25 protein-coding genes are annotated in these 21,577 nt (G+C 75.6%); 10 read left to right on the top strand and 15 right to left on the bottom strand.

Going from position 1 to position 21,577, the window contains the following annotated elements; all coding sequences use genetic code 11:
• Positions 1–7: 7 nt before the first annotated feature.
• Positions 8–526 carry a hypothetical protein gene (locus ACGBYP_RS09360; RefSeq protein ID WP_411583320.1) on the bottom strand — a complete coding sequence of 173 codons (519 nt, stop codon included), beginning with the start codon at positions 524–526 and terminating at the stop codon, positions 8–10.
• 43 nt (positions 527–569) lie between these two features.
• Positions 570–1,196 (bottom strand): hypothetical protein, encoded by a 627-nt coding sequence (locus tag ACGBYP_RS09355; protein WP_411583318.1) that lies wholly within the window; start codon positions 1,194–1,196, stop codon positions 570–572.
• 79 nt (positions 1,197–1,275) lie between these two features.
• Between ACGBYP_RS09355 and ACGBYP_RS09350 the strand changes: the two genes are divergently transcribed.
• On the top strand, positions 1,276–1,527 hold the full coding sequence (locus ACGBYP_RS09350) for a DUF3253 domain-containing protein (RefSeq protein WP_411583316.1): 252 nt from the start codon (positions 1,276–1,278) through the stop codon (positions 1,525–1,527).
• A 2-nt stretch (positions 1,528–1,529) separates the two neighbouring features.
• Here the strand turns inward: ACGBYP_RS09350 and ACGBYP_RS09345 are convergent, their stop codons facing one another.
• Entirely contained in the window at positions 1,530–2,018 is a 489-nt protein-coding gene (locus tag ACGBYP_RS09345; RefSeq protein ID WP_411583314.1) for an Lrp/AsnC family transcriptional regulator, read from the bottom strand.
• Between the two features lie 211 nt (positions 2,019–2,229).
• Here ACGBYP_RS09345 and pdhA point away from each other — a divergent pair, with 211 nt between their 5' ends.
• Genes pdhA through ACGBYP_RS09325 form a run of 4 tightly spaced genes read left to right on the top strand, consistent with a single transcriptional unit; the run spans position 2,230 to position 6,926 of the window.
• Positions 2,230–3,363 (top strand): pyruvate dehydrogenase (acetyl-transferring) E1 component subunit alpha, encoded by a 1,134-nt coding sequence (pdhA, locus tag ACGBYP_RS09340; RefSeq protein ID WP_411583312.1) that lies wholly within the window; start codon positions 2,230–2,232, stop codon positions 3,361–3,363.
• A gap of 1 nt (position 3,364) precedes the next feature.
• Positions 3,365–4,342 (top strand): alpha-ketoacid dehydrogenase subunit beta, encoded by a 978-nt coding sequence (locus ACGBYP_RS09335; RefSeq protein ID WP_411583310.1) that lies wholly within the window; start codon positions 3,365–3,367, stop codon positions 4,340–4,342.
• A complete protein-coding gene (locus tag ACGBYP_RS09330) occupies positions 4,342–5,742 on the top strand; it encodes a dihydrolipoamide acetyltransferase family protein (RefSeq protein ID WP_411583308.1) in 1,401 nt (466 codons plus the stop codon). The genes ACGBYP_RS09335 and ACGBYP_RS09330 overlap by 1 nt, the downstream gene beginning before the upstream one ends.
• Before the next feature lie 2 nt (positions 5,743–5,744).
• Positions 5,745–6,926 carry an AGE family epimerase/isomerase gene (locus ACGBYP_RS09325; RefSeq protein WP_411583306.1) on the top strand — a complete coding sequence of 394 codons (1,182 nt, stop codon included), beginning with the start codon at positions 5,745–5,747 and terminating at the stop codon, positions 6,924–6,926.
• A gap of 159 nt (positions 6,927–7,085) precedes the next feature.
• Here the strand turns inward: ACGBYP_RS09325 and ACGBYP_RS09320 are convergent, their stop codons facing one another.
• The 4 genes from ACGBYP_RS09320 to ACGBYP_RS09305 form a co-directional block, all read right to left on the bottom strand.
• A complete protein-coding gene (locus tag ACGBYP_RS09320; protein ID WP_411583304.1) occupies positions 7,086–7,346 on the bottom strand; it encodes an HPr family phosphocarrier protein in 261 nt (86 codons plus the stop codon).
• Positions 7,347–7,388: 42 nt separating this feature from the next.
• A complete protein-coding gene (locus tag ACGBYP_RS09315; RefSeq protein ID WP_411583302.1) occupies positions 7,389–9,518 on the bottom strand; it encodes a fructose-specific PTS transporter subunit EIIC in 2,130 nt (709 codons plus the stop codon).
• A 68-nt stretch (positions 9,519–9,586) separates the two neighbouring features.
• Positions 9,587–10,552 carry a 1-phosphofructokinase family hexose kinase gene (locus tag ACGBYP_RS09310; protein WP_411583300.1) on the bottom strand — a complete coding sequence of 322 codons (966 nt, stop codon included), beginning with the start codon at positions 10,550–10,552 and terminating at the stop codon, positions 9,587–9,589.
• The gene (locus ACGBYP_RS09305; protein ID WP_411583298.1) at positions 10,549–11,316 is read right to left on the bottom strand and encodes a DeoR/GlpR family DNA-binding transcription regulator; all 768 of its coding nucleotides are present in this window, start codon (positions 11,314–11,316) and stop codon (positions 10,549–10,551) included. The genes ACGBYP_RS09310 and ACGBYP_RS09305 overlap by 4 nt, the downstream gene beginning before the upstream one ends.
• Positions 11,317–11,558: 242 nt before the next feature.
• Between ACGBYP_RS09305 and ACGBYP_RS09300 the strand changes: the two genes are divergently transcribed.
• Both ACGBYP_RS09300 and ACGBYP_RS09295 read left to right on the top strand, forming a co-directional pair.
• Positions 11,559–13,271 carry a phosphoenolpyruvate--protein phosphotransferase gene (locus ACGBYP_RS09300; protein ID WP_411583296.1) on the top strand — a complete coding sequence of 571 codons (1,713 nt, stop codon included), beginning with the start codon at positions 11,559–11,561 and terminating at the stop codon, positions 13,269–13,271.
• Between the two features lie 289 nt (positions 13,272–13,560).
• Positions 13,561–13,716, top strand: coding sequence for a hypothetical protein (locus ACGBYP_RS09295; protein WP_411583295.1), 156 nt, complete (start codon positions 13,561–13,563; stop codon positions 13,714–13,716).
• Between the two features lie 91 nt (positions 13,717–13,807).
• Here ACGBYP_RS09295 and ACGBYP_RS09290 read toward each other — a convergent pair whose 3' ends face one another.
• From ACGBYP_RS09290 to ACGBYP_RS09255, 8 genes are all read right to left on the bottom strand, one after another.
• Positions 13,808–14,635: a tyrosine-protein phosphatase gene (locus ACGBYP_RS09290; protein WP_411583293.1), complete on the bottom strand. Its 828-nt coding sequence runs from the start codon at positions 14,633–14,635 to the stop codon at positions 13,808–13,810.
• A gap of 18 nt (positions 14,636–14,653) precedes the next feature.
• The gene (locus ACGBYP_RS09285; protein WP_411583291.1) at positions 14,654–15,565 is read right to left on the bottom strand and encodes a 3-methyladenine DNA glycosylase; all 912 of its coding nucleotides are present in this window, start codon (positions 15,563–15,565) and stop codon (positions 14,654–14,656) included.
• 34 nt (positions 15,566–15,599) lie between these two features.
• Positions 15,600–15,791 (bottom strand): hypothetical protein, encoded by a 192-nt coding sequence (locus ACGBYP_RS09280; RefSeq protein ID WP_411583289.1) that lies wholly within the window; start codon positions 15,789–15,791, stop codon positions 15,600–15,602.
• Positions 15,792–15,857: 66 nt separating this feature from the next.
• Entirely contained in the window at positions 15,858–16,277 is a 420-nt protein-coding gene (locus ACGBYP_RS09275) for a hypothetical protein (protein WP_411583288.1), read from the bottom strand.
• Positions 16,278–16,326: 49 nt separating this feature from the next.
• Positions 16,327–16,950, bottom strand: a complete 624-nt coding sequence (locus tag ACGBYP_RS09270) for a TetR/AcrR family transcriptional regulator (protein WP_411583286.1) — start codon at positions 16,948–16,950, stop codon at positions 16,327–16,329.
• A gap of 705 nt (positions 16,951–17,655) precedes the next feature.
• The gene (locus ACGBYP_RS09265; protein ID WP_411583284.1) at positions 17,656–17,826 is read right to left on the bottom strand and encodes a hypothetical protein; all 171 of its coding nucleotides are present in this window, start codon (positions 17,824–17,826) and stop codon (positions 17,656–17,658) included.
• Between the two features lie 37 nt (positions 17,827–17,863).
• Entirely contained in the window at positions 17,864–18,781 is a 918-nt protein-coding gene (locus ACGBYP_RS09260) for a ribokinase (protein WP_411583282.1), read from the bottom strand.
• Between the two features lie 34 nt (positions 18,782–18,815).
• Positions 18,816–19,325: a DUF6328 family protein gene (locus ACGBYP_RS09255; RefSeq protein WP_411583281.1), complete on the bottom strand. Its 510-nt coding sequence runs from the start codon at positions 19,323–19,325 to the stop codon at positions 18,816–18,818.
• A gap of 109 nt (positions 19,326–19,434) precedes the next feature.
• On the opposite strand from ACGBYP_RS09255, the gene ACGBYP_RS09250 reads away from it, so the two are divergent.
• From ACGBYP_RS09250 to ACGBYP_RS09240, 3 genes are read left to right on the top strand one after another with little or no spacing between them, the layout of a single operon-like run.
• Entirely contained in the window at positions 19,435–19,785 is a 351-nt protein-coding gene (locus ACGBYP_RS09250) for a DUF3140 domain-containing protein (protein ID WP_411583279.1), read from the top strand.
• 10 nt (positions 19,786–19,795) lie between these two features.
• On the top strand, positions 19,796–20,536 hold the full coding sequence (locus ACGBYP_RS09245) for a methyltransferase domain-containing protein (RefSeq protein ID WP_411583277.1): 741 nt from the start codon (positions 19,796–19,798) through the stop codon (positions 20,534–20,536).
• Positions 20,533–21,564, top strand: a complete 1,032-nt coding sequence (locus tag ACGBYP_RS09240) for a type III polyketide synthase (RefSeq protein WP_411583275.1) — start codon at positions 20,533–20,535, stop codon at positions 21,562–21,564. The genes ACGBYP_RS09245 and ACGBYP_RS09240 overlap by 4 nt, the downstream gene beginning before the upstream one ends.
• Positions 21,565–21,577 lie beyond the last annotated feature (13 nt).

The raw sequence follows: 21,577 nt of genomic DNA, 5'->3' as shown, positions 1-21,577 counted from the left end.
GACCGGACTAGTCGCGGTCGAAGGCGGCGAGGGTGGCGTGCGTGACGACGCCGTAGGCCGCGTGCGGGACGACGTCGCTGACCCAGTCGGTGGTCGACCAGGTGCGCGGGTCGGTGATGCCCAGCGCGGTCATCGGCCCGTTCGACCCGATGAGCACGGTGAGCGTGCTCTGCAGCGTGCCGACCAGCAGCGTGGGCCGGAACCCGGCGGCGCGCAGCAGCCCGGCGAGCACCCCGGCGCCGATGCCGGCGGCCAGGCCGGTCAGCGGGCCGAGCCCCTGCACCCGGTTGGACCGGGTCTCCTCGTCACCGGGGATCTGCACGTGCGCCTTCTCGGCGAGCGCTTCGACGGTCTGCTCGGGGGTGGAGCTGGTGCCCCGGCCGCGGAACGTCATGTCCAGGTAGGTGACGGCGTTGAGCGCCGTCGTGCCGGCCGCACCGGCCGCCGCGCCGCGCAGCACCCACCCCAGCGTGCTGATCCCGCGCCTGCCCTTGCCGATCGTCCCGATCGGGGTGCTCTTCGCCATGTGCGCCGCCTACCCGGGCCGTCACGCCGGGCAAACGGTGAGGTCAGTCGCGGGTGAGGACGGCGACGGTGAGCGTCCGGCGGTCGGCGCGCCGCCCGGCGAGCGCGGCCAGGCCCCCGACGAGCAGGGTCAGCCCGACCAGCCCGCCGACCAGCCAGTACACGGTGGCCGCCGAGGAGCTCGCGGCCTCGGGCATCAGTGGGCCGACCGGCCCGCGGGGCACCCCACCGCTGACCAGCACCTGCACCTGGGCGACCAGCTCGGCGTCGGCGGGCGCGGTGCCGCCGCACAGGCTCGCGGTCAGCTGCCCCTCCGGGCCGCCCGGCGGGTCGGAGGCGTGGACCAGGAACGGTCCGTCCCCGCTCAGCGCGAGCCCGCAGGACGCCGAGGAGTCGGCGGAGACGACCTCCTGCTGCGCCGACGCCGTCCCCTTGAGGACGGTGTCGACGGCGAACACGTGCACCGCCGGGTCGTCGCTGCCGACCACCCCGGGCACGGGGTGCACCACCTCGCGGGACACCAGCGTGCCGGTGAAGACGACGTCGGCGCGCTCGACCTGCTCGGCCGACGACTGCAGTGCGCAACTGCACGCCGACGCCGGAGGGGCCAGCACCCAGCCGGCCGTGAGCAGCACGGACGCACCGAGCAGGAGGACCAGCAGACGGCGCACGCGGCGCAGCCTCCTCCTCCGGGGCGCTCCCGCGCCAGCACCTCGCGCGCGGCGTCGTCCGGCGGAGGAGGCTGCCGGTGTGGACGACGTCGACCGGGTGCTGGAGCGGACCATCGACGAGCTGCTCGACCAGCGTCGTCCGGGCGCCACCATCTGCCCGTCCGAGGCCGCCCGGGCGGTGGACGCCGAGGGCTGGCGGGAGCTGATGCCGGCGGCGCGGGCCGCGGCGGGCCGGCTGGTGGCGGCCGGGCAGGCCGAGGTCACCCAGCGCGGCGAGGTCGTCGACGTCGCCACCGCCCGCGGCCCGGTGCGCATCCGCCGGCCGCGCTGAGCTCAGTCCTCGGTGCGGCCGTTGCGGGCGGCGCGCTCGAGCAGCGGGGTCATCCGGTGGTCGACGAAGCGGCGCAGCGCCAGGTTGGTGTCGGTGCGCTGGACGCCAGGCACGGCGAGCACCTGCTCGGTGATGCGCCACAGGTCGTCGGCGTCGACGGCCACCACCTGGACCAGCAGGTCGGTGACGCCGGAGAGCCCGACGACCTCGAGCACCTCGGGGACGGCGGCCAGGGACGCCGCGACGTCGTCCAGGCTCCGCTGCACCACCTGGACGGTGACGTAGGCGCTGAGCCGGTAGCCCAGGGCCTCCGGGCGGACCCGCCGGTCGAAGGGGTCGAGCACCCCGGCGGACTCCAGCCGGGCCAGCCGGGCCTGCACGGTGTTGCGGGCCAGACCCAGCCGCTGCGCCAGCGCCAGGACCGTGGACCGCGGCTCCTCCGACAGCGCGAGGACCAGTCGGGCGTCGGTGGCGTCCAGTCGGGCGGTCACGTTGCTCAGTCTGGCATGCGAGGACGTCCTAGTAACGACACCGTGCGCACCGTCGGGGCAGGTGGTTGCGCAGAACGACCGGATGATGATCTGCTGACCGGTGGACCGGCGTGCCACCATGGTGAGCGGCGCCACATCCAGCGCGGTACGGGCTCCCAGAGACGGGCACCCCGGTGCCCCCTGGAGCGCGAGACTGCGAGGAGATGGGCCTGTGAGCGTGCTGTCGGAGACGACGGAGATGGTCGACCCGGTACCGGGGGCCGGCGCCCCCCACCTCCCCGCCCAGCCGGACCTGGTGCAGCTGCTCACGCCGGAGGGGGAGCGGGTCGAGCACCCCGACTACTCCCTCGAGGTCTCCGCCGACGAGCTCCGCGCGCTGTACCGCGACCTGACGCTGGTGCGGCGCTGGGACGTCGAGGCCACCGCGCTCCAGCGGCAGGGCGAGCTGGGGCTGTGGGCCTCGCTGCAGGGCCAGGAGGCGGCGCAGGTCGGCGCCGGCCGGGCGATGGCCGAGGGCGACATGGCCTTCCCGACCTACCGCGAGCACGGCGTGGCCTGGACCCGCGGGGTCGACCCGCTGCACGTGATCAGCATGTTCCGCGGCGTCGACCAGGGCGGCTGGGACCCGGTGGCCACCGGCTTCAACCTCTACACGGTGGTCATCGGCGCGCAGACCCTGCACGCCACCGGCTACGCGATGGGGCTGCAGCGCGACGGCGCCGACGCCGCGGCCCTGGCCTTCCTGGGCGACGGCGCGACCAGCCAGGGCGAGGTCAACGAGGCGATGGTCTGGGCGGCCACCTTCTCCGCCCCCGTCGTCTTCTTCTGCCAGAACAACCAGTACGCCATCAGCGCGCCGATCGAGCGGCAGTCCCGCGTGCCGCTGTTCCAGCGCGCGTCGGGCTTCGGGTTCCCCGGCGTGCGGGTCGACGGCAACGACGTCCTCGCCGTCCTGGCCGTGACCCGCGCCGCGCTCGCCGCCGCCCGCGAGGGCTCCGGCCCGACCTTCATCGAGGCGTTCACCTACCGGATGGGCGCGCACACCACCTCCGACGACCCGACCCGCTACCGGCTGGCCAGCGAGCTGGAGGAGTGGCAGCTGCGCGACCCGATCGCCCGGCTCAAGGCGCACCTGTCGCGCACCGGCACGGCCGACCGCGCCTTCTTCGAGGCCGTGGACGCCGAGGGCGACGAGCTGGCGGCGCGCATCCGCACCGGCACCCGGGAGATGCCCGAGCCGACCGGGACGGAGATCTTCGACCACGTCTACGCCGAGACCACGCCCGAGCTGGCGCAGCAGCGCGCGGAGTTCGTCGAGTACCACGCGTCGTTCGAGGGGGCCTGAGATGGCCGAGACGCTGACCATCGGCAAGGCGCTCAACCTCGGCCTGCGCCGCGCCATGGAGGACGACGCCAAGGTCGTGCTGATGGGCGAGGACATCGGCCGGCTCGGTGGGGTCTTCCGGATCACCGACGGCCTGCAGAAGGACTTCGGCGAGCAGCGCGTGGTCGACACCCCGCTGGGCGAGGCCGGGATCCTCGGCACCGCCGTCGGGCTGGCCATGCGGGGCTACCGGCCGGTCTGCGAGATCCAGTTCGACGGGTTCGTGTTCCCCGCCTACAACCAGATCGTCACCCAGGTCGCCAAGCTGCACGCCCGGTCCCGCGGCCGGCTGCCGATGCCGATCGTCATCCGCATCCCCTTCGGCGGCGGCATCGGCGCGGTCGAGCACCACAGCGAGAGCCCCGAGGCGTACTTCGCGCACACCGCGGGCCTGAAGGTGGTCGCGGTGAGCACCCCGGCCGACGCCTACTGGGGCATCCAGCAGGCCGTGGCCCATCCCGACCCGGTCGTCTTCCTCGAGCCCAAGCGGCGGTACTGGGAGAAGGGCGCCGTCGACACCGACGCGACGCCCGGCCCGCTGTTCGGCTCGCGGGTGCTCCGCGGCGGCGACGACGTCACCGTGCTGGCCTACGGCCCGATGGTGAAGACGGCGCTGCAGGCCGCCGAGGCCGCGGCGGAGGCAGGCCGGTCGCTGGAGGTCATCGACCTGCGCACGCTGTCGCCGCTGGACCTGGAGCCGGTCTACGCCTCCGTGCGCCGCACCGGGCGCTGCGTCGTCGTCCACGAGGCGCCGGTGACCCTGGGCCTGGGCGCGGAGATCGCCGCCCGGGTGACCGAGACCTGCTTCCACTCCCTGGAGGCGCCGGTGCTGCGGGTGGGCGGTTACGACACCCCGTACCCGCCGGCCAAGCTGGAGGAGGAGTACCTCCCCGACCTCGACCGCGTGCTCGACGCCGTCGACCGATCGCTGGGGTTCTGATGGCCGACCTGCGCCAGTTCAAGCTCCCGGACGTCGGGGAGGGGCTCACCGAGGGCGAGATCCTCACCTGGCTGGTCGCGGTGGGCGACACCGTCACGGTGAACCAGCCGCTGTGCGAGGTCGAGACGGCCAAGGCCGCCGTCGAGCTGCCCAGCCCGTACGCCGGCACGGTCACCGAGCTGCTCTTCGACGCCGGCACCACGGTCGACGTCGGCGCCCCGATCATCACGATCGACGTCGGTGGCGATGCACCCGCGCCGGCCGAGGGGCGCACCGCCGTCCTGGTGGGCTACGGGCCGCGCACCACCGAGGCGACCCGCCGTCCCCGCCGGAGGACGCCGGTGCTCCCGGAGGCCGACCACGGCACCGGCACCGACCGCCCGCCGCTGCTGTCCACCGCCCCGGACGTGACGGTCAAGCCGGTCCGGCACGGCGGTCTGGAGGCCGGGCGGGCCGCCGAGGCGCACGCCACCGTCGCCGACACCCAGGCCGCGGCGCCGACCTCGCCGGTGCCCGGCTCGGGGCCGCTGCGCCCGCTGGCCAAGCCACCGGTGCGCAAGTACGCCAAGGACGTCGGGGTCGACCTGACCACGGTGACCGGCACCGGCGAGGGCGGCGTCATCACCCGCGCCGACGTCGACGCCGTGCGGGCCATGACCGACCACCCGATGGGCAGCGCGACCCTGCGCACCGAGGTGGCCCTGGACGAGACGCGGATCCCGGTCAAGGGCGTCCGCAAGCACACCGCCGCGGCGATGGTGGCCAGCGCGTTCACCGCGCCGCACGTCACCGTCTTCCACACCGTCGACGTCACCCGCACGATGCGGCTGCGGCAGCGGCTGATGGCCCGCCCCGAGCTCGCCGGCGTCAAGGTCAGCCCGCTGCTGTTCGTGGCCAAGGCGCTGCTGCTGGCCGTGCGGCGCCACCCGATGGTCAACAGCTCCTGGGACGAGGCCGCGCAGGAGATCGTGGTGAAGAGCCGCGTGAACCTGGGCATCGCCGCGGCCACCCCGCGCGGCCTGGTGGTGCCCAACGTCAAGGACGCCGGTGCGCTCACCCTGCCCGAGCTCGCCGGTGCGCTGGCCGACCTGACCGCCACCGCGCGGGCCGGGCGCACCCCGCCCGCCGACATGAGCGGCGGCACGATCACCATCACCAACGTCGGGGTCTTCGGCGTCGACACCGGGACGCCGCTGCTCAACCCCGGCGAGTCGGCGATCCTGGCCTTCGGTGCGATCCGCGAGCAGCCGTGGGTGCACAAGGGGAAGGTCGTGCCGCGGCAGGTGACCACGCTGGCGCTGTCCTTCGACCACCGGATCATCGACGGCGAGCTGGGCTCGAAGTTCCTCGCCGACGTGGGCGCCCTCCTGCACGACCCGGGCACTGCTCTTACGTTCTGACCATGCAGACCCAGCTCGAGCCGCTGCTCGCCTTCGCCGCCGGTTCCGCGGTCCCCGACGGCTTCGGCTGGCTGGGCGACGGCGGCGAGGTGCTGGACCGGCCGGTCGAGACCTGGATCAGCGCCCGGATGACCCACGTCTTCGCGCTGGGGTCGCTGCTCGACCACCCCGGCGCGGCCGGGCTGGCGGCCCACGGCGTCACCGCGCTGCGCGAGGGGCCGCTGCACGACGCCGAGCACGGCGGCTGGCGCTCCAGCACGGACGACGACGCGAAGGCCGCCTACGTGCACGCCTTCGTGGTGCTCGCCGGGGCCAGCGCCACCGCCGCCGGCGTCGCGGGTGGCCGCGAGCTGCTCGACGAGGCGCTGGCCGTGTGGGAGGGCCGGTTCTGGGACGACGAGCAGGGCCTGGCCCGGGAGTCCTTCGACCGCACCTGGGCCGTCGGCGAGGACTACCGGGGCGCCAACGCCAACATGCACGGGGTCGAGGCGATGCTGGCCGCGGCCGACGCGCTCGCCGCCACCGACCCGGGGACGGCGGCCCGGCTGCGCACCCACACCCTGCGGGCGGTCGAGCGGGTCGTGCACGGCTGGACCCGGGAGCGCGACTGGCGGCTGCCCGAGCACTACACCGCGGCCTGGGAGCCGCTGCCGGAGCTCAACCGGGACCGCCCGGCCGACCCGTTCCGGCCCTACGGGATCACCGTCGGGCACCAGTTCGAGTGGTCGCGGCTGTGCCTGCACCTGGCCGCCGCCCTCGGCGAGCACGCCCCGGGCTGGCTGTCCGTCGATGCCGACCGGCTCTTCGTCGCCGCCGCCGAGCGGGGCTGGGCCGCCGACGGGCACGAGGGCTTCCCGTACACGCTGGACTGGGACGACGCCCCGGTGGTCGGCGCCCGGATGCACTGGGTGGTCTGCGAGGCGGTGGCCGCCGCGGCCGTGCGGTACGCCGTCACCGGCGACCCGCGGGCCGCGACGCTGCAGCGCACCTGGCAGGAGCTGGGCGACCGGCTCTTCCTGGACCCCGCCACGGGCAGCTGGCACCACGAGCTCACGCCGGAGGGCGCCCCGAGCTCGGCCACCTGGGTCGGCAAGCCGGACGCGTACCACCTGGCGCAGATGCTGCTGCTGCCCGGGCTCCCGGTGCGCGGCAGCCTCGCCGCCGCCCTCCGCGCCGCGCGCTGACCGCCCGTGCGTCGTCCTCCGGGTGCTCGACGGGACGGCTCGCGCCGGCGGCCGGCGCGGGGCTGACCCGCAGCGCCCACCCACACGACAGCGCCCGTCCTCCATGCGGGGGACGGGCGCTGTCGTCGGCCCCCTCCCGGGGAGGGAGAGGGTCCTTCCTCAGTCGGCGTCGAGGTCGCGGGCCACCATGTCGGCGATGCGGGTCAGCACGGCCTCGTCATCGGAGCTGACCACGACCTCGGTGCCCTGCTTGGCACCCAGGGTCATGATCATCAGGGGCGAGCCGGCGTCGACCGCGTTGCCACCGGGCGTCGCCAGCGTCACAGGCACCCCGGACTGGCCGACGGCCTCGGCGATGAGAGCGGCCGGACGGGCGTGCAGGCCGACGGCGGAGCCGACGGTCACGGTCTTCGAGGGCATCGGTGCCTGCTTTCTGGAGAGGGCGAGCTGAGTTCCATCGTCTCAGGACGAGGCGCGGGCGGCAGAGCCGGTCGGCGTGGCTGCACCGGCCATGGCCTTCTCCGACGCGGCGCCGGGGGTGCCGCCGGGCTGCCGGCCGATGCTCTTGGCCACCGTGACGGCCAGCGCCCCGACCACCGCGCCGACCAGCACGGCGACCACGAAGAGCGCGGCCTGCGTCATCGCGAAGAAGACGAACACGCCGCCGTGCGGGGCGCGCAGCTCGGTGCCGAACGCGCCGACGAGCGCGCCGGTGGTGGCGCCGCCGAGCATCATCGACGGGATGACGCGCAGCGGGTCCGCGGCGGCGAACGGGATCGCACCCTCGGAGATGAACGCGGCGCCGAGCAGCCAGGCCGCCTTGCCGTTGTCCCGTTCGGCCGGGGTGTAGAGCCGCGAGCGGATGGCGGTGGACATCGCCATCGCCAGCGGCGGGACCATGCCCGCACCCATGACCATCGCCATGATCTGCAGGTTCGCCGGGCTGGGCTCGGCCACGCCGATGCCGGTGGTGGCGAAGACGTAGGCGGCCTTGTTCACCGGGCCGCCCAGGTCGAAGCACATCATCAGGCCGAGGATCACGCCCAGCAGCACGATCGACCCGCCGCTGAGCCCGGTGAGGAAGTCGCCGAGGCCGGTCAGCGCGGCGGCCAGCGGCTGGCCGAGCAGGGCGACCATCAGACCGCTGGAGATCAGCGTGGCCAGCAGCGGGATGATCACCACCGGCTGCAGCCCGCGGGCGAAGGCCGGCAGCGCCCAGCCGGCGATCCAGCGGGCCGCGAAGCCGGCGATGATGCCGCCGACGACGCCGCCGAGGAACCCCGCGCCCATGGTCACCGAGACCGCGCCCACGACGAAGCCGGGCACGATGCCGGGGCGGTCGGCGATCGCGTAGGCGATGTAGCCGGCCAGCGCCGGGACCAGGAACCCGAACGCGGCCTGCCCGAGCACGGTGCACAGCGCCCCGAGGTAGCCCGCCAGGCCGCCCCGCAGCCCCTCGGTCGGGTCGATGCTGGGCAGGTCGAGGAAGCTGTTGTCCAGCGCCCAGGACAACGCATAGCTCTGGCCCGTGGCCGACGCCGGGTTGCCGGTGACGATCCGGTAGCCACCGAGCAGGAAGCCCAGGGCGATCAGCAGCCCGCCGGCCGCGACGAACGGGATCATGTAGCTGACCCCGGTGAGCAGCCAGCGGCGCACCTCCGAGCCGGCGCCGGGGCGGTCGCCGCCGTCCGACGCCGTCCGGCCCTCGCCGGCGGTGCCGGGCACCCGCCGCGCGTCCGGGTCGTCGGCGGCCGCGAGCGCCTCGCGGATCATCACCTCCGGCTCGTTCATCGCGCGCTTGGTGCCCGACTGCACGAGCGGCTTGCCGGCGAAGCGGTCCCGGTCCCGTACGCCCACGTCGACGGCGAAGATGACCGCGGCGGCCCGGTCGATCACGGCCGGGTCGAGCGGGGTGGAGCCCGACGATCCCTGGGTCTCGACCTGCAGCTCGACGCCCATCTCCTTCGCCGCGGCCGCGAGCTTGTCGGCCGCCATGTAGGTGTGCGCGATGCCGGTCGGGCAGGCGCTCACCGCCACCAGCGTGCGCGCGGGGCCGCTGGCGGCGGCCGGCGGGGCGGCGGCCGGCGGGGTGGCGCCCGCGGTCGTGGCGGTGGCCCCGGCGGAGGTGCCGGGCGGCCCGGCCGGGGAGACCACCTCCTGCACCAGGTCGACCACCTCCGCCGGCGTGCGGGCCGCGCGCAGCGCGGCGACGAACTCCGGCCGCACCAGGGCCCGGGCCAGCGCCGTGAGCAGCGTCAGGTGGTCCGCGTCGCCGTGCTCGGGGGCGGCGATGAGGAAGACCAGGTCCGCCGGGCCGTCCGGCGCACCGAAGTCCACCCGCGGCGCCAGCCGGGCGAAGGCCAGCGAGGCCTGCGTGACGGCTGCGGACCGGCAGTGCGGGATGGCGATGCCCCCGGCCAGGCCGGTCGGCGCCTTCGCCTCCCGCGCCAGGGCGTCCTCGGCGAGCGCGTCGGCACCGGTGGCCCGGCCGGCTCCGGCGACGCGTGCGGCCAGCCGGTGCACGACCGCCGTCTTGTCGCCGCCCAGGTCGGCGTCGAGCGCCACCAGGTCGGGTGTGATGAGCGTGGACATCGGACGTACCTCCGGGCGCTCGGTGCTGAGCTGGTGACAGGACGTGGTGGTCTGAGTGTGCGCTCGGGTCAGGCGCGCGGCCGGACCACGACGGCGCCCGGGTCGGCCTGGTCGGGCCGCGGCACCGCCGACCCGGGCAGGCCGGCGCACGCCGAGCCGTACGCGACGGCCGTGGCCAGCCGCTGTGCCGGTGGCGCGCCGGCCAGGTCGGCGAGCAGGTACCCGGCGAGGCTCGAGTCGCCCGCCCCCACCGTGCTGCGCACCGTGGTCGGGGGTGGCGCGGCCGACCAGCACCCGTCGGCGGTGGACAGCATCGCGCCGTCGCCGCCCAGGGTCAGCAGCACCTCGGCGACCCCGCGGCGGTGCAGGTCGTCGACGGCGGCCCGGACGGCGCCGGGTTCGGCGAGCAGCGCGGCCTCGGTCGTCCCGGCCAGCTGGGCCAGCTCCTCGGTGTTGGGCTTCACCAGGTCGGGAGCCGCCTCGGGACCGGACGCCAGCAGGGCGAGCAACGGTGCCTCCGAGGTGTCGACGGCGATCCGGGCGCCGGTGCCGCGCAGCCGGCAGACCAGCTCGGCGTACCAGTCGACCGGGGTGCCGCGCGGCAACGACCCGGACAGCGCCACCCAGGGTGCGGTGCCGGCGGCTGTGTGCAGCACGTCGGCCAGCGCCGCCCGGACCTCGTCGTCCAGGGCGGCGCCGGGTTCGTTGAGCTTGGTGGTGGTGCCGTCGGGCTCGGTCAGCGTGTAGTTGGTGCGCACCGGGGAGGGCACCGGGACCACCGCCGGGGGCAGGCCGATGGCGGTCAGCGCCCGCACGAACGGGTCGTCGACCGCCGCGGGCAGCACCGCGAGGACCGGGACCCCCGCGGCGGCCACCGCGCGGGCCACGTTGACGCCCTTGCCGCCGGGCTCGGTGGTGCTCGGCGCGAGCCGGACCACCCCGCCCCGCTGCAGGGGGCCGGGCAGGGTCAGCGTGCGGTCGAGGCTCGGGTTGGCGGTCAGCGTGACCACCTGCGGGCCGGAGGGAGGCGTCACGCCTGCAGGACCTCGACGCCCTGGGCCTGGAGGTCGGAGACCACGGCGGGGTCGGCCTCGTCGTCGGTCACCAGCACGTCCACGTCCTCCAGTCCGACGAACCGCACGAGGTGCTCGCGGCCGAGCTTGGTGCTGTCGGCCAGGACGACCACGCGCTGGCCGGCCCGGGCCATGGCCCGCTTCACCGAGGCCTCGGCCTCGTCGGGGGTGGAGCAGCCGTGCTGCGCGCTGATCCCGTTGGCGCCGAGGAAGACCACGTCGGCGCGCAGGTCGGCGAGCGCGTGGACGGTGGACTCGCCGACCGCCGACTGGGTGACGCCCCGCACCCGACCGCCCAGCAGGTGCAGCGAGATGCCGGCGACCCCGGCCAGCCGCGCGGCGATCGGCACGGAGTTGGTGACGGCGAGCAGGTCGCGGTCGCCGGGCAGCACCTCGGCCAGCGCGGCGGTGGTGCTGCCGCCGTCCAGGACCAGGCTGCCGTGCCCGCCGGGGACGAACTCGAGCGCGCACGCCGCGATCCGCCGCTTGGCCTCGGTGCGGGTGTTGCGGCGCTCGCCCAGGCCGGGCTCGACGACGGTCAGCGCGCCCACCGGGACGGCGCCACCGTGCACGCGGCGGAGCATGCCGACCTGCTCGAGGACGGCGAGGTCGCGGCGCACCGTCTCGGTGGTCACCCCGAAGCGCTCGGCGACAGCGGTCACCGCGACGCGGCCGCGCTGGGTGACCATCCCGACGATGGCCTGCTGGCGTTCCTCTGCGTACACGGGCACCTCCCCGGGTGGCGTCGTCATGAGGTCGGCTGGTGGGATCGTCGGGCGGGCACCGAGGTCGGGTCATGCCCGATCGTGTGGCCTTCGCGCTGGTTGTACGTTGTTTTATCTGTGATCAGTTGACAAGTCAAGGCCAGGGCGTGAGCCTGGTCACCAGCAGGCCCGGGGGCCGCTCGGGAGCGAGTCCCGCCGCGACAGCCCGCCCCGTGGCTCCCGACTCGAACGCGAGGTCCCTGATGTCGTCCCTCTCCTCCACCGCGACCGCCGGGCCGGTGCTCGGTGGCCCGACCGTACTGACCGGCACCCCCGTGGTCCCCGGGGTCGCCCTCGGTCCGGTCGTGCGCCCGGTCGGCACCGTCGAGCTGCCGGCCACTCCCGGGCCCGAGGTGGGGGAGGCCGACCGGGCCGCCGAGCGCGAACGGTTCAGCGCTGCGGCCGGGGCGGTCGCGGAGCGGCTGGCCGAGCGGGCCGCGGCGGCCACCGGGGTGAGCGCCGAGGTGCTGAACACCACCGCGCAGCTGGCCCGCGACCGGGGGCTGCTCTCGACCGTCGAGCAGCGCATCCTCACCGGGGCCACCGCGGAGGTCGCCACCGTGGGGGCGGCCGAGCAGTTCGTGGAGCTGTTCTCCGGGCTGGGCGGCGTCATGGCCGAGCGGGCCACCGACGTGCGCGACATCCGCGACCGCATCGTGGCGGAGCTGACCGGGCAGGGCGAGCCCGGCGTGCCCGCACCGGACACCCCGTCGGTGCTCCTGGCCGACGACCTGGCCCCCGCCGACACCGCCGGGCTGGACCCGACCAAGGTCATCGCGCTGGCCACCCGCTTCGGCGGGGCCACCAGCCACACGGCGATCATCGCCCGCCAGCTCGGGCTGCCCTGCGTCGTGGCGGTCGGCGGCCTGGACGACGTCCCGGAGGGCGCGCTGGTGCTGGTCGACGGCGACCACGGCACCGTGACCGTCGACCCCGACCCGGCCGAGGCGGAGCAGCAGGTGGCGGCCGCCCGCACCGCCGCCCTCGCACTGGCGGAGTACCGCGGCCCGGGCGCCACCCGCGACGGCCACCCGGTGCAGGTGCTGGCCAACGTCCAGGACGGTGCCGGGGCGCGCGCCTCCGCCGCGGCGGCCGCCGAGGGCGTGGGGCTGCTGCGCACCGAGCTGGCCTTCTTCGGGCGCACCGAGGAGCCCTCGGTGCCCGACCAGGTGGAGATCTACTCCGGGGTCTTCGCCGCCTTCCCCGGCGGCAAGGTCGTCGTCCGCACCCTGGACGCCGGCTCCGACAAGCCGCTGCCCTTCGCCACCCCGCCGGACGAGGCCAACCCGGCGCTCGGCGTGCGCGGGCTGCGCACCGCCCGCCGCGACCCCGGGATGCTCGTCCGGCAGCTCGACGCCATCGCCCAGGCCGCGCGGGAGACCGGCTCCAGCCCGTGGGTCATGGCCCCGATGGTCGCCACCGTGACCGAGGCCGCCGAGTTCGCCGCGCAGGTGCGGGAGCGGGGGCTCAAGCCCGGTGTGATGGTCGAGGTGCCCTCGGTCGCCGTGCTCGCCGACCGTTTCCTCGAGCACCTGGACTTCCTGTCCATCGGGACCAACGATCTCTCGCAGTACACGCTGGCCGCCGACCGGCTCAGCGCCGACCTGGCCGACCTCACCGATCCCTGGCAGCCGGCCCTGCTGGCGCTCGTCGCGGCCACCGCCGCGGCCGGGCAGCGTGCGGGCAAGCCGGTCGGTGTCTGCGGCGAGGCGGCCGCCGACCCGCTGCTGGCCTGCGTGCTCGTCGGCATGGGCATCAGCTCGCTGTCCTGCGCCACGCCGTCGATCGCCGGGGTCGGCGCCCGGCTCGCCACCGTCGACCTCGCCGACTGCCGGCGTGCCGCGGAGGCCGCCCTGGCCGCCGCCGACCCGCAGTCGGCCCGGGCCGCGGCCCGGGAGGCGCTCGCCGGCTCCTGAACCCCTCCCTCACCCCCGGCCGGCGCCGTCCGGTGGTGGGGGAGGACAGCCGCTCCAGCGCAGGGCCCCGTCGGTCGACACGACCGGCGGGGCTCTGTGCGTCGTGCGCGTGGCCGGCGGGTGGCGCAGGTGACCACCGGGTGACGGATCGACGGCCGTCACCCCTTGGGGTGAACGATCCATCGGTGACTTCAGCGACACGCCCTACGAACCGTTGGAATAGAAGCCGCTGCGCCTGCTTTAATGCAGGTGTAACAACCACTCGGGACCACCGGAAGAAGGCAGTGACATGAGCAGCGTGACCTCCAGCTGGCGTCAGCGTCGGCAGGCGTCGCGTACGCGCCGCGCCCTGGCCCAGGCCGTCGCACGCACCAGCAGCCCCGCGATGCGCGACGAGCTGCTGACCATCGCGAACAGCACCCAGTTCACCAACATCCTGCGCTGACGCCGTCGCCCTCCCGCTGAGGGCGAGCGCAGCAACGCACCGCGACCCCGGACTCCTCAGGGAGCCGGGGTCCTCTGCTGTCCGGGCCCGGTCAGGAGCGCAGGCGGGCGCGGAGGGCGGCCTGCTCGTCGGGGCCGAAGCCGTGCTGCTCGAGCCAGCCCAGCGGGCCGTCCCAGCGCTGGTCGACCAGCTCCAGCACCCGGCGCATCGTCTCCGCCCGTGGGGTGTGCTGCTCCCGCGGCCGGGCCATGTCCTCGGCGTAGGTCGCGGTGGCGGCCAGGCGGGCCACGATCGCGTCGATGACCTCCGCCGTCATCGCGTAGTCGGCGACGATCGCCTCGTGCCCGACCCCGGCCACCGCCAGGGCCAGGGCGCAGACGACGCCGGTGCGGTCCTTGCCCGCGGCGCAGTGCACGACCGTCGCACCCGGCCCGCCGGTGGCCAGTGACCGCAGCGCGGCCACCACCTGGTCCGGGCTGTCGGTGAGGTAGCCCAGGTACGAGCGGACCGCGGGCGGCTCGACCTCGTCGCCGAGGCCGACCTGGCGGGGCAGCACCGACTCGCCCCAGCCGGCGGGCAGCCGGGCCCGCAGCTCGGCGTCGTCGAGCTCGGCGGCGAAGACGTCGGTGCGCAGCCCGCGCTCGGGCAGCAGGCCCAAGTGCCGGTGGGTGACCGAGGGGACCTCCCGCAGCGGGCCGCGGCCCTCCATCAGGATCTCGGCGGTGGTGCGCAGGTCGACCACCTCGGTGAGCCCGAGCTCCGCGACCAGCGTCCGCACGTCGGCGGGGCTGAGGTCCTGCAGGTTGTCGCTGCGCAGCACCCGGCCGGACGCCGTCGTCCCGCCGTCGGTGGTGGGCAGTCCGCCCAGGTCGCGGGTGTTGGCGGTGCCGTCCAGGTGCAGCCAGCGGTCGGTGCTCACCCGACCGACGGTAGGGCCTCAGCCCTCGTCGAGCAGGTCGCGGCAGACGGCGAGCAGCCGCTGCCGCAGGACGGCGCCGCGGGCGGCGAACCCGCGCTGCGCGGCCACGTAGGCGGCCTTGCCCTCGGGCGTCTCCACCGCGACCGGTGCGTACCCGTGGCCCGAGAGGTCGTAGGGGGAGGCGCGCATGTCCAGCTCACGGACGTCGGCGGCGAGGGCGAAGCAGTCGGCCAGCAGCTCGCCGGGCGTCGCCGGGCTGAGCTTGTAGGCCCACTTGTAGAGGTCCATCGTGGCGTGCAGGCAGCCCGGCTGCTCCAGCTGCTGCTGCGTCTCGCGGGTGGGCTGCAGGTTGTTGCGGGGGACGCCGGCCCGGGTGAAGAAGCGGAACGCGTCGATGTGGCTGCACTGCACCCGGTGCGCCTCCACCACGGCGTCGGTGCCGGCCTGCCCCAGCCGCAGCGGCAGCGCGTGCCGCACCTCGCCGTCCTCGGGGCGGTAGAGCATCGCCCACTCGTGCATGCCGAAGCAGCCGAACTGGCCGGCCCGGCCCGCGGTGGCGCTCAGCAGGCCCTCGACCCACCCGGCTGCGGCCCGCCGCTTGGCCAGGAAAGCCGGCCGGTCGAGCCCGACGCCCCGGACGACGTCGCCGTCGCCGGTGCGGACGTCGACCTCGGTGTACAGCGGCCAGGTCAGCCGGTCCCGTGCCGCCTCGCCGATCAGCACCGTGCCGGCGCCGGGGTGCCAGCGCCGCAGCCGGCCGGGCGTCTCGGAGTAGTAGGTGAAGAGGAAGTCCAGCACCGGGTGCGCGGTGCCGGTGCGGCGCCGCTCCTGGTGCGGGACGACCCAGGTGTCCATCCGCCGGTGGTGGGCGGCCTCGCGCGCCGTCCACTCCGCCTCGGCCAGGACCGTCGGGGCAGCGGTCACGAGCACCCGACGAGCCTAACCGCGGCGGGCGGCGCCCCGGTCAGCCCGCGGAGTTGCCCGGGCGGGTGACGTCGTCGTCCCGCTGGGCCTCGTCGTCGGTGACCAGGACGGTGTCCTGCTCGCCACCGTCGGGCCGGTCGTTGCCGGGCGTGCCGTCGATGAGGTCCGCGCCGGACGGCGCGTCGGCGGTGTCGGCGGACTCGCCGTAGCCGGTGTTGCTGCCTTCGGTCATGGTCGCTCCTCCAGGTGGACGTCGTCCCTGCCTTGCCCGCGGAGCCAGCCGGCCATGCGCGGGCGGTCAGTCGAGCGCGGGGCCGGCCTCGTGCCGGGGGTGGCCGACGGTGCGCTCACGCTGCTTCATCCGCGCCTCGAGCACGTGCCGGTCGCCGCCGGAGAGCTGGTCGCGGGCCCGCTGGTCGGCCTCGCGGAACGCCGACCAGTAGCTGGCGTCGAAGTCCTCGACGACCTGGAAGGTCCACCGGTCGGCGATCACGTTGCGGCCGACGAGGTCGCGCTCGAGGGTGTCGGCGAGCTCGGTCTGCCCGGCGGCGCGGAACTGCTCGACCGCCTCCTGCAGCAGGCGGTCGGCCTTGCCGGTCAGCTGGTGGAACCCGTACAGCAGGCCGCGGGCCTGCTCGACGGTCTCCAGCGACTCGGAGAGCTTGCCGAGGGCGGTGACGACGTCGTCGTCGAGGTCGGGGCGGGAGCGGTCGGTCACGCGCCCATCGTGCGGGCCGTGCCGTCGTCCCGCACGGCAGCGGGGTCGGTCAGCCGGCGACGGCGGCGTCGACGAGCCGCTCGGCGAGCCGGCGGCCGTGGGCGGCCGGGCCGTCGGGACCCAGCAGTCCACCGGAGAGCTGCATCCCGTCGATGATCAGGTGCACCTGCGCGGCGAGGTCCTCGGCGGCGTCCGGCACCAGCTCGCCGGCCAGGGCGAGCAGTCGCATGTGCAGCTCGTACTTGTAGTCGGCGGCGGCGCTGCGGGCCGGGTGCTGCGGGTCGTCGTACTCGCTGCTGACGTTGGTGAACGGGCAGCCGCGGAAGCCGGCGCGGGTGACGTCGCGCTCGACCGTGTCGACCACCGACAGCAGCGCGGCGCGGGGGTCGCCCTGCAGCCGGATGAGCTCGGCGTCGATCTCGGACAGCACCGCGGCGGCCTTGCGCGAGAGGTAGGCGCCGACCAGCTCGTCCTTGCTCTTGAAGAGCCGGTAGACGGTCATCTTGCCCAGCCCGGTCTCCCGGACCAGCTCGTCCATGCCGACGCTGCGCGAGCTGCGCGCGGAGAACAGGCGCTCGGCGGTGTCCAGGACGATCTCCTGCCGCTCGGCGCGCGAACGTCGGGCCGGGGCGGCGTCCTCGGACAGGTGCAGAGGCAGTGCAGCGGCAGTCACGCAGGCGATCGTGCAGCACCTCGTGACGGAGCGGTTCGCGGCACGCCGACGTGCCCGGCCGACTGCGCACCGTCCTCGGTACAGGTGGTGTGACCTGGGGTTTCCGGCGCTCAGTGGGGCAGCTGTGACTGCCCGCCGACCGCCGGCCCGCCCGGGGTCGCGGGGCGGACGGCGCCCCTGCGGCGGGTCGGGCGGGTGGGTCAGGCGCGACGCGTGCGACGCGGGTTGGCCAGCATCCGCGACACCGCTCCCGCGGTCGGCTGCTCGGCCTCGGCGGGGCGGCTCGTGGTCTCGTCGGTCCGGTCCTGGTCCTGTGGCATGAGGTCCACCTTTCCTGGTCGTCACCGTGAGCGACACCGTTCGTGGTCGCTGCACCCCATCGGGTGAGGAGACGTCTATCACGAATCGTCCGCAGCTGCCCGACGGTGGAGCGCGGGTCATCTCGCTCCTCCTCCCGACGCGTGGGACCGTCGGGACGTGACCACGCCCGGGCAGGACCAGCGACCGCCCACCGGCCGGGACGTCGACCCGGCGCGGCTGCCGCGCACACAGCCCGGCTCCGGCCGTACGGCCGTGCGCCCGCCGACCGCCCCGCCGCGCCATCGCCCGGGGCGCCCGGTGCCGGCACCGGCCGAGCGGACCGCGGACGTGCCGGAGCCCGCGGGCCCGGCATCGGGGACGCCGGGCCCGGCGGAGGACTGACGGTCAGGCGCCGGTGATCCGGCTGTCGGAGTCGACGCCCTCGGCGGCGGCCTCGGCGCCCTCGGCCGGCTGACCCGGGTGCGGCGTGCGCCCGGTCTCCTGGACGTCGTCGGAGGTCGGCTGGCCCTCGGCGGGCTCTTCGGGGTGCGGGGTGCGTCCTGTGGTCTCGGTCATGTCCGATCCCGTGCCCCGGGCCGCCGACCGGCAACCATCAGCCGACGGCGACCGCCGCGGGGGTGCGGGGCAGCAGCGCGCACACCGCGTCGTCGTCGGGCAGGGCGCCGCGGGCGCCGGGGCCGGTGGTCGACAGCGCGGCCGCGGTGACCGCGTAGTGGACCGCGTCGGCCAGCGACCTCCCCCGGTCCAGGGCGCTGCTCAGCGCGCCGCAGAAGCAGTCGCCGGCGCCGGTGGTGTCGACCGGGGAGACCGGCGGCGGCGCCTGCAGGAGCGCCTCGTCGCCGGTGACGACCAGCGCGCCGCGCTCGCCGAGGGTGACGACGACCGACGGCGCCAGGCCGCGCGCCAGGCCGGCCAGCTCGGCCGGGGTCCGCGCACCGGGCTCGGCACCGGCCAGGCGCACCAGCTCGTGCTCGTTGGGGACCAGGACGTCGACCTGGGCCAGCAGCTCGCCCGGCAGCGACTGGGGCGGCGCCGGGTTGAGCACCACGGTGCCCCTCGTCGCCGCGGCCGCGGCCTGCACGGTGGCCAGCGGCACCTCCAGCTGCAGCAGCAGCACCCCGGCCCGGTGCACCGACTCCACGTCGACGTCGCCCGCGGTGAGCCGGGCGTTGGCGCCGGGCACCACCACGATCAGGTTCTCGCCGCCCGCGGCCTCCACCGGGATCGTCGCCGTCCCGGTGGGGGCGCCGTCGGTGCGCTGCACCCGGCCCACGTTGACGCCGGCGTCGGCGAGCGCGGCCAGCTGCCGGCCGGCGGCGGGGTCGGCACCCACCCGGCCGACCATGTGCACGCCGGCGCCCAGCCGGCCCGCGGCGGCGGCCTGGTTGGCGCCCTTGCCGCCGGGCAGCACGGCGACGGCCGAGCCGATCACGGTCTCCCCGCGCCCGGGGAGGCGGTCCACGGTCACCACGACGTCCTCGTTGAGGCTGCCGACCACGGTCACGGACACGAGGGCCTCCTGGTGATCACCACGGGAGCCGAGCCTACGGGCGGTCTCCGTCGTCCTCGCCGGCGTCGGTGCCCGGGCCGTGCCGGCGCTGCCGGATCGGCAGGACGTACCAGAGGACGACGCCGAACGCCGCGACGACCACGGCGCCGACCACCGCCGGAGGACGGCCCAGCGCGACGTCGAGGACCAGCAGCGTGGCGCTGGTGATCGCCAGCAGGAGCAGCGCCAGCCCGGTCAGCAGCAGCCGGTCGGCCACCGCGACCAGCGCGGCCTTCTGCCGCCGCCGGAACACCAGGCGGTGGAAGGACACCGGCGCGACGAGGGTCAGCGTCGCCAGCGCCGTCGACAGCAGGGTGACGGTGTAGACGGTCAGCCCGACGTCGTCGAGTCGGTCGAAGCGGGCCTGGAAGGGCAGGGTCAGCAGGAAGGCGAACAGCAGCTGCACGCCGGTGAAGGCGACCCGGAGCTCCTGCAGCAGCTCGTTGAGGTTGCGGTCGAGCACCTGGTCGGCGGTCTCGCCGCGCAGCTCGGCGGTGCGCTGCACGCGCGCACCGTGCCGGTGGCCCTGCGGCGCGCGGCCCGCGGCCGCCGGTTTCCCGAGCACCTCCCCGCGGTACCCGGACACGACACGACCCGACACACGGAGGACGGACATGTCCGGAGCGGACACCGACAGCGACACGATCCGCCGCGAGTTCGGCGAGGCGGTGAACATGACCGCCGGTGAGCTGGAGGAGTGGCTGGCCACCGACGAGTCGCAGTCGGTCGGCCAGAAGAAGGACGGGTCCTCGGAGTCCACCGGGCACGAGTCCGGACGCCGGATCGTCGAGCTGCTGCACACGAAGAAGGCCGACCTCACCGACGACGACCTGGCGCACATGCGCAAGGTGCACGGCTACGTGCAGCGGCACCTGGCGCAGGAGCCCGAGCACGAGGACGTCGCGACCTCGAAGTGGCGGTACAGCCTGATGAACTGGGGCCACGACCCGCTGAAGAAGAAGTAGCGGGCACCGGGTGCGGCTCAACGACCCGGCGCAGTACGACCAGCTGGCCGACCAGTGGTGGGACCCCCGCGGCGGGTTCGCGATGCTGCAGTGGATCGCGGCCTCGCGGGCCGGGCACGTGCCCCCGGCGGACCGGCCGGGCGCGCTGCTCGTCGACCTGGCCTGCGGCGGCGGGCTGATGGCGCCGCACGTCGTCCGGCTGGGTTACCGGCACGTCGGCGTGGACATCGGGCAGGCCGGGCTGGCGACGGCACGGGAGCACGGGGTGACCGTCGTCCGGGGGTCGGTGCTCGCCGTCCCGCTCGCCGACGGGTGCGCCGACGTGGTCACCGCCGGCGAGATCCTCGAGCACGTCGAGGACCCCGGGCAGGTGCTCGCCGAGTGCGCCCGGCTGCTGCGGCCCGGGGGCGTGCTGGTGATCGACTCCATCGCCGACACCCCGCTGGCCGGGCTGGTGGCGGTGCGCATCGCCGAGCGGCTGCCGGGCGGCCCGCCCCCGGGCATCCACGACCCCGCGCTCTTCGTCGACCGACGCGCGCTGCTGGCCACCGCCGACCGGGTGGGGCTGGACCTGCGGCTGGTCGGGCTGCGCCCCTCCGTGCGGGACCTGGTGGCCTGGCGGCGCGGCCGGCGCGACGGCGTCCGCATGCGGACGATGCCCTGGACCGGGATCCTCTTCGCCGGGTACGGCAGCAAGCGGGGCACGACCGAGCGGCACGCCGCCGGGACCGCACGTACGGTCGGCGCATGAGCGGAGCGGTGATCACTGGCGCGGGGCACGCGCTCCCGGCCACCTACGAGCAGCGCGACGTCTGGGACGGCTTCTTCGCCGGGCAGTACGCCGGCGTCCGCGCGGCCGAACGCGTGTTCATGGCCGCCGGCGTCGAGCGCCGGCACGCGGTCGCCTACCCGGTCGACGAGGACCTCACCCGGTGGGGCACCGGTGCCCGGATGCAGCGCTACATCACCGAGGCGGTGCCGCTGGGCAAGCAGGCCGTCGCCGGGGCGCTGGACGGCGCGGGGCTGGCGCCCGGCGACGTGGGCCTGTTCGCGGTGGCCACCTGCACCGGCTACGCCACCCCGGGGCTCGACATCCGGCTGGCCAGCGACCTGGGCATGTCGCTGGACACGCAGCGGCTGCTGATCGGGCACATGGGCTGCTACGCCGCGCTGCCCGGGCTCGGTGCGGTCGGCGACTACGTGGCCGCGCGTTCCCGGCCGGCGGTGCTGCTGTGCCTGGAGCTCACCAGCCTGCACGTGCAGCCGGCGCTGCCCGAGCTCGAGCAGGTCGTGACCCACTCGCTGTTCAGCGACGCCTCCGCCGCCGTCGTCATCGAGCCCGGCGCCGGGCGCGGACGCCGGATCGCGGCCACCGTCGCGCGCACCGACCCGGCCACCGCCGACCACATGACCTGGGACGTCACCGACCTCGGGTTCCTGATGGGGCTGTCGCCGCGGGTGCCCGACGTGCTCGGCCGGCACGTCGGTGGCGTGGTCGACGAGCTGCTGGCCACCGCCGGCCTGCGCGCCGAGGACGTCGCCGGCTGGGCCGTGCACCCGGGCGGGCCGCGCATCCTCGACGTCGTCCGCGACACCCTGGGGCTGGCCGAGGAGCAGATGCGCGCCTCGCGCCGGGTGCTCGCCGAGCACGGCAACTGCTCCTCGGCGACCGTGCTGCTCGTGCTGGAGGAGCTCGGCGACGTCGACGGTCCGGTCGTCGCGCTGGCCTTCGGTCCCGGCCTCACGCTCTACGCCACCCTGCTGCTGCCCGCCGGCTGACCGCCTCCCCGCC

Source organism: Modestobacter sp. SSW1-42 (assembly GCF_046635825.1).
GTDB lineage: Bacteria > Actinomycetota > Actinomycetes > Mycobacteriales > Geodermatophilaceae > Modestobacter.
The sequence above is the reverse complement of the archived record's forward strand: the minus strand, read 5'-3'. Positions and strand labels throughout refer to the sequence as shown.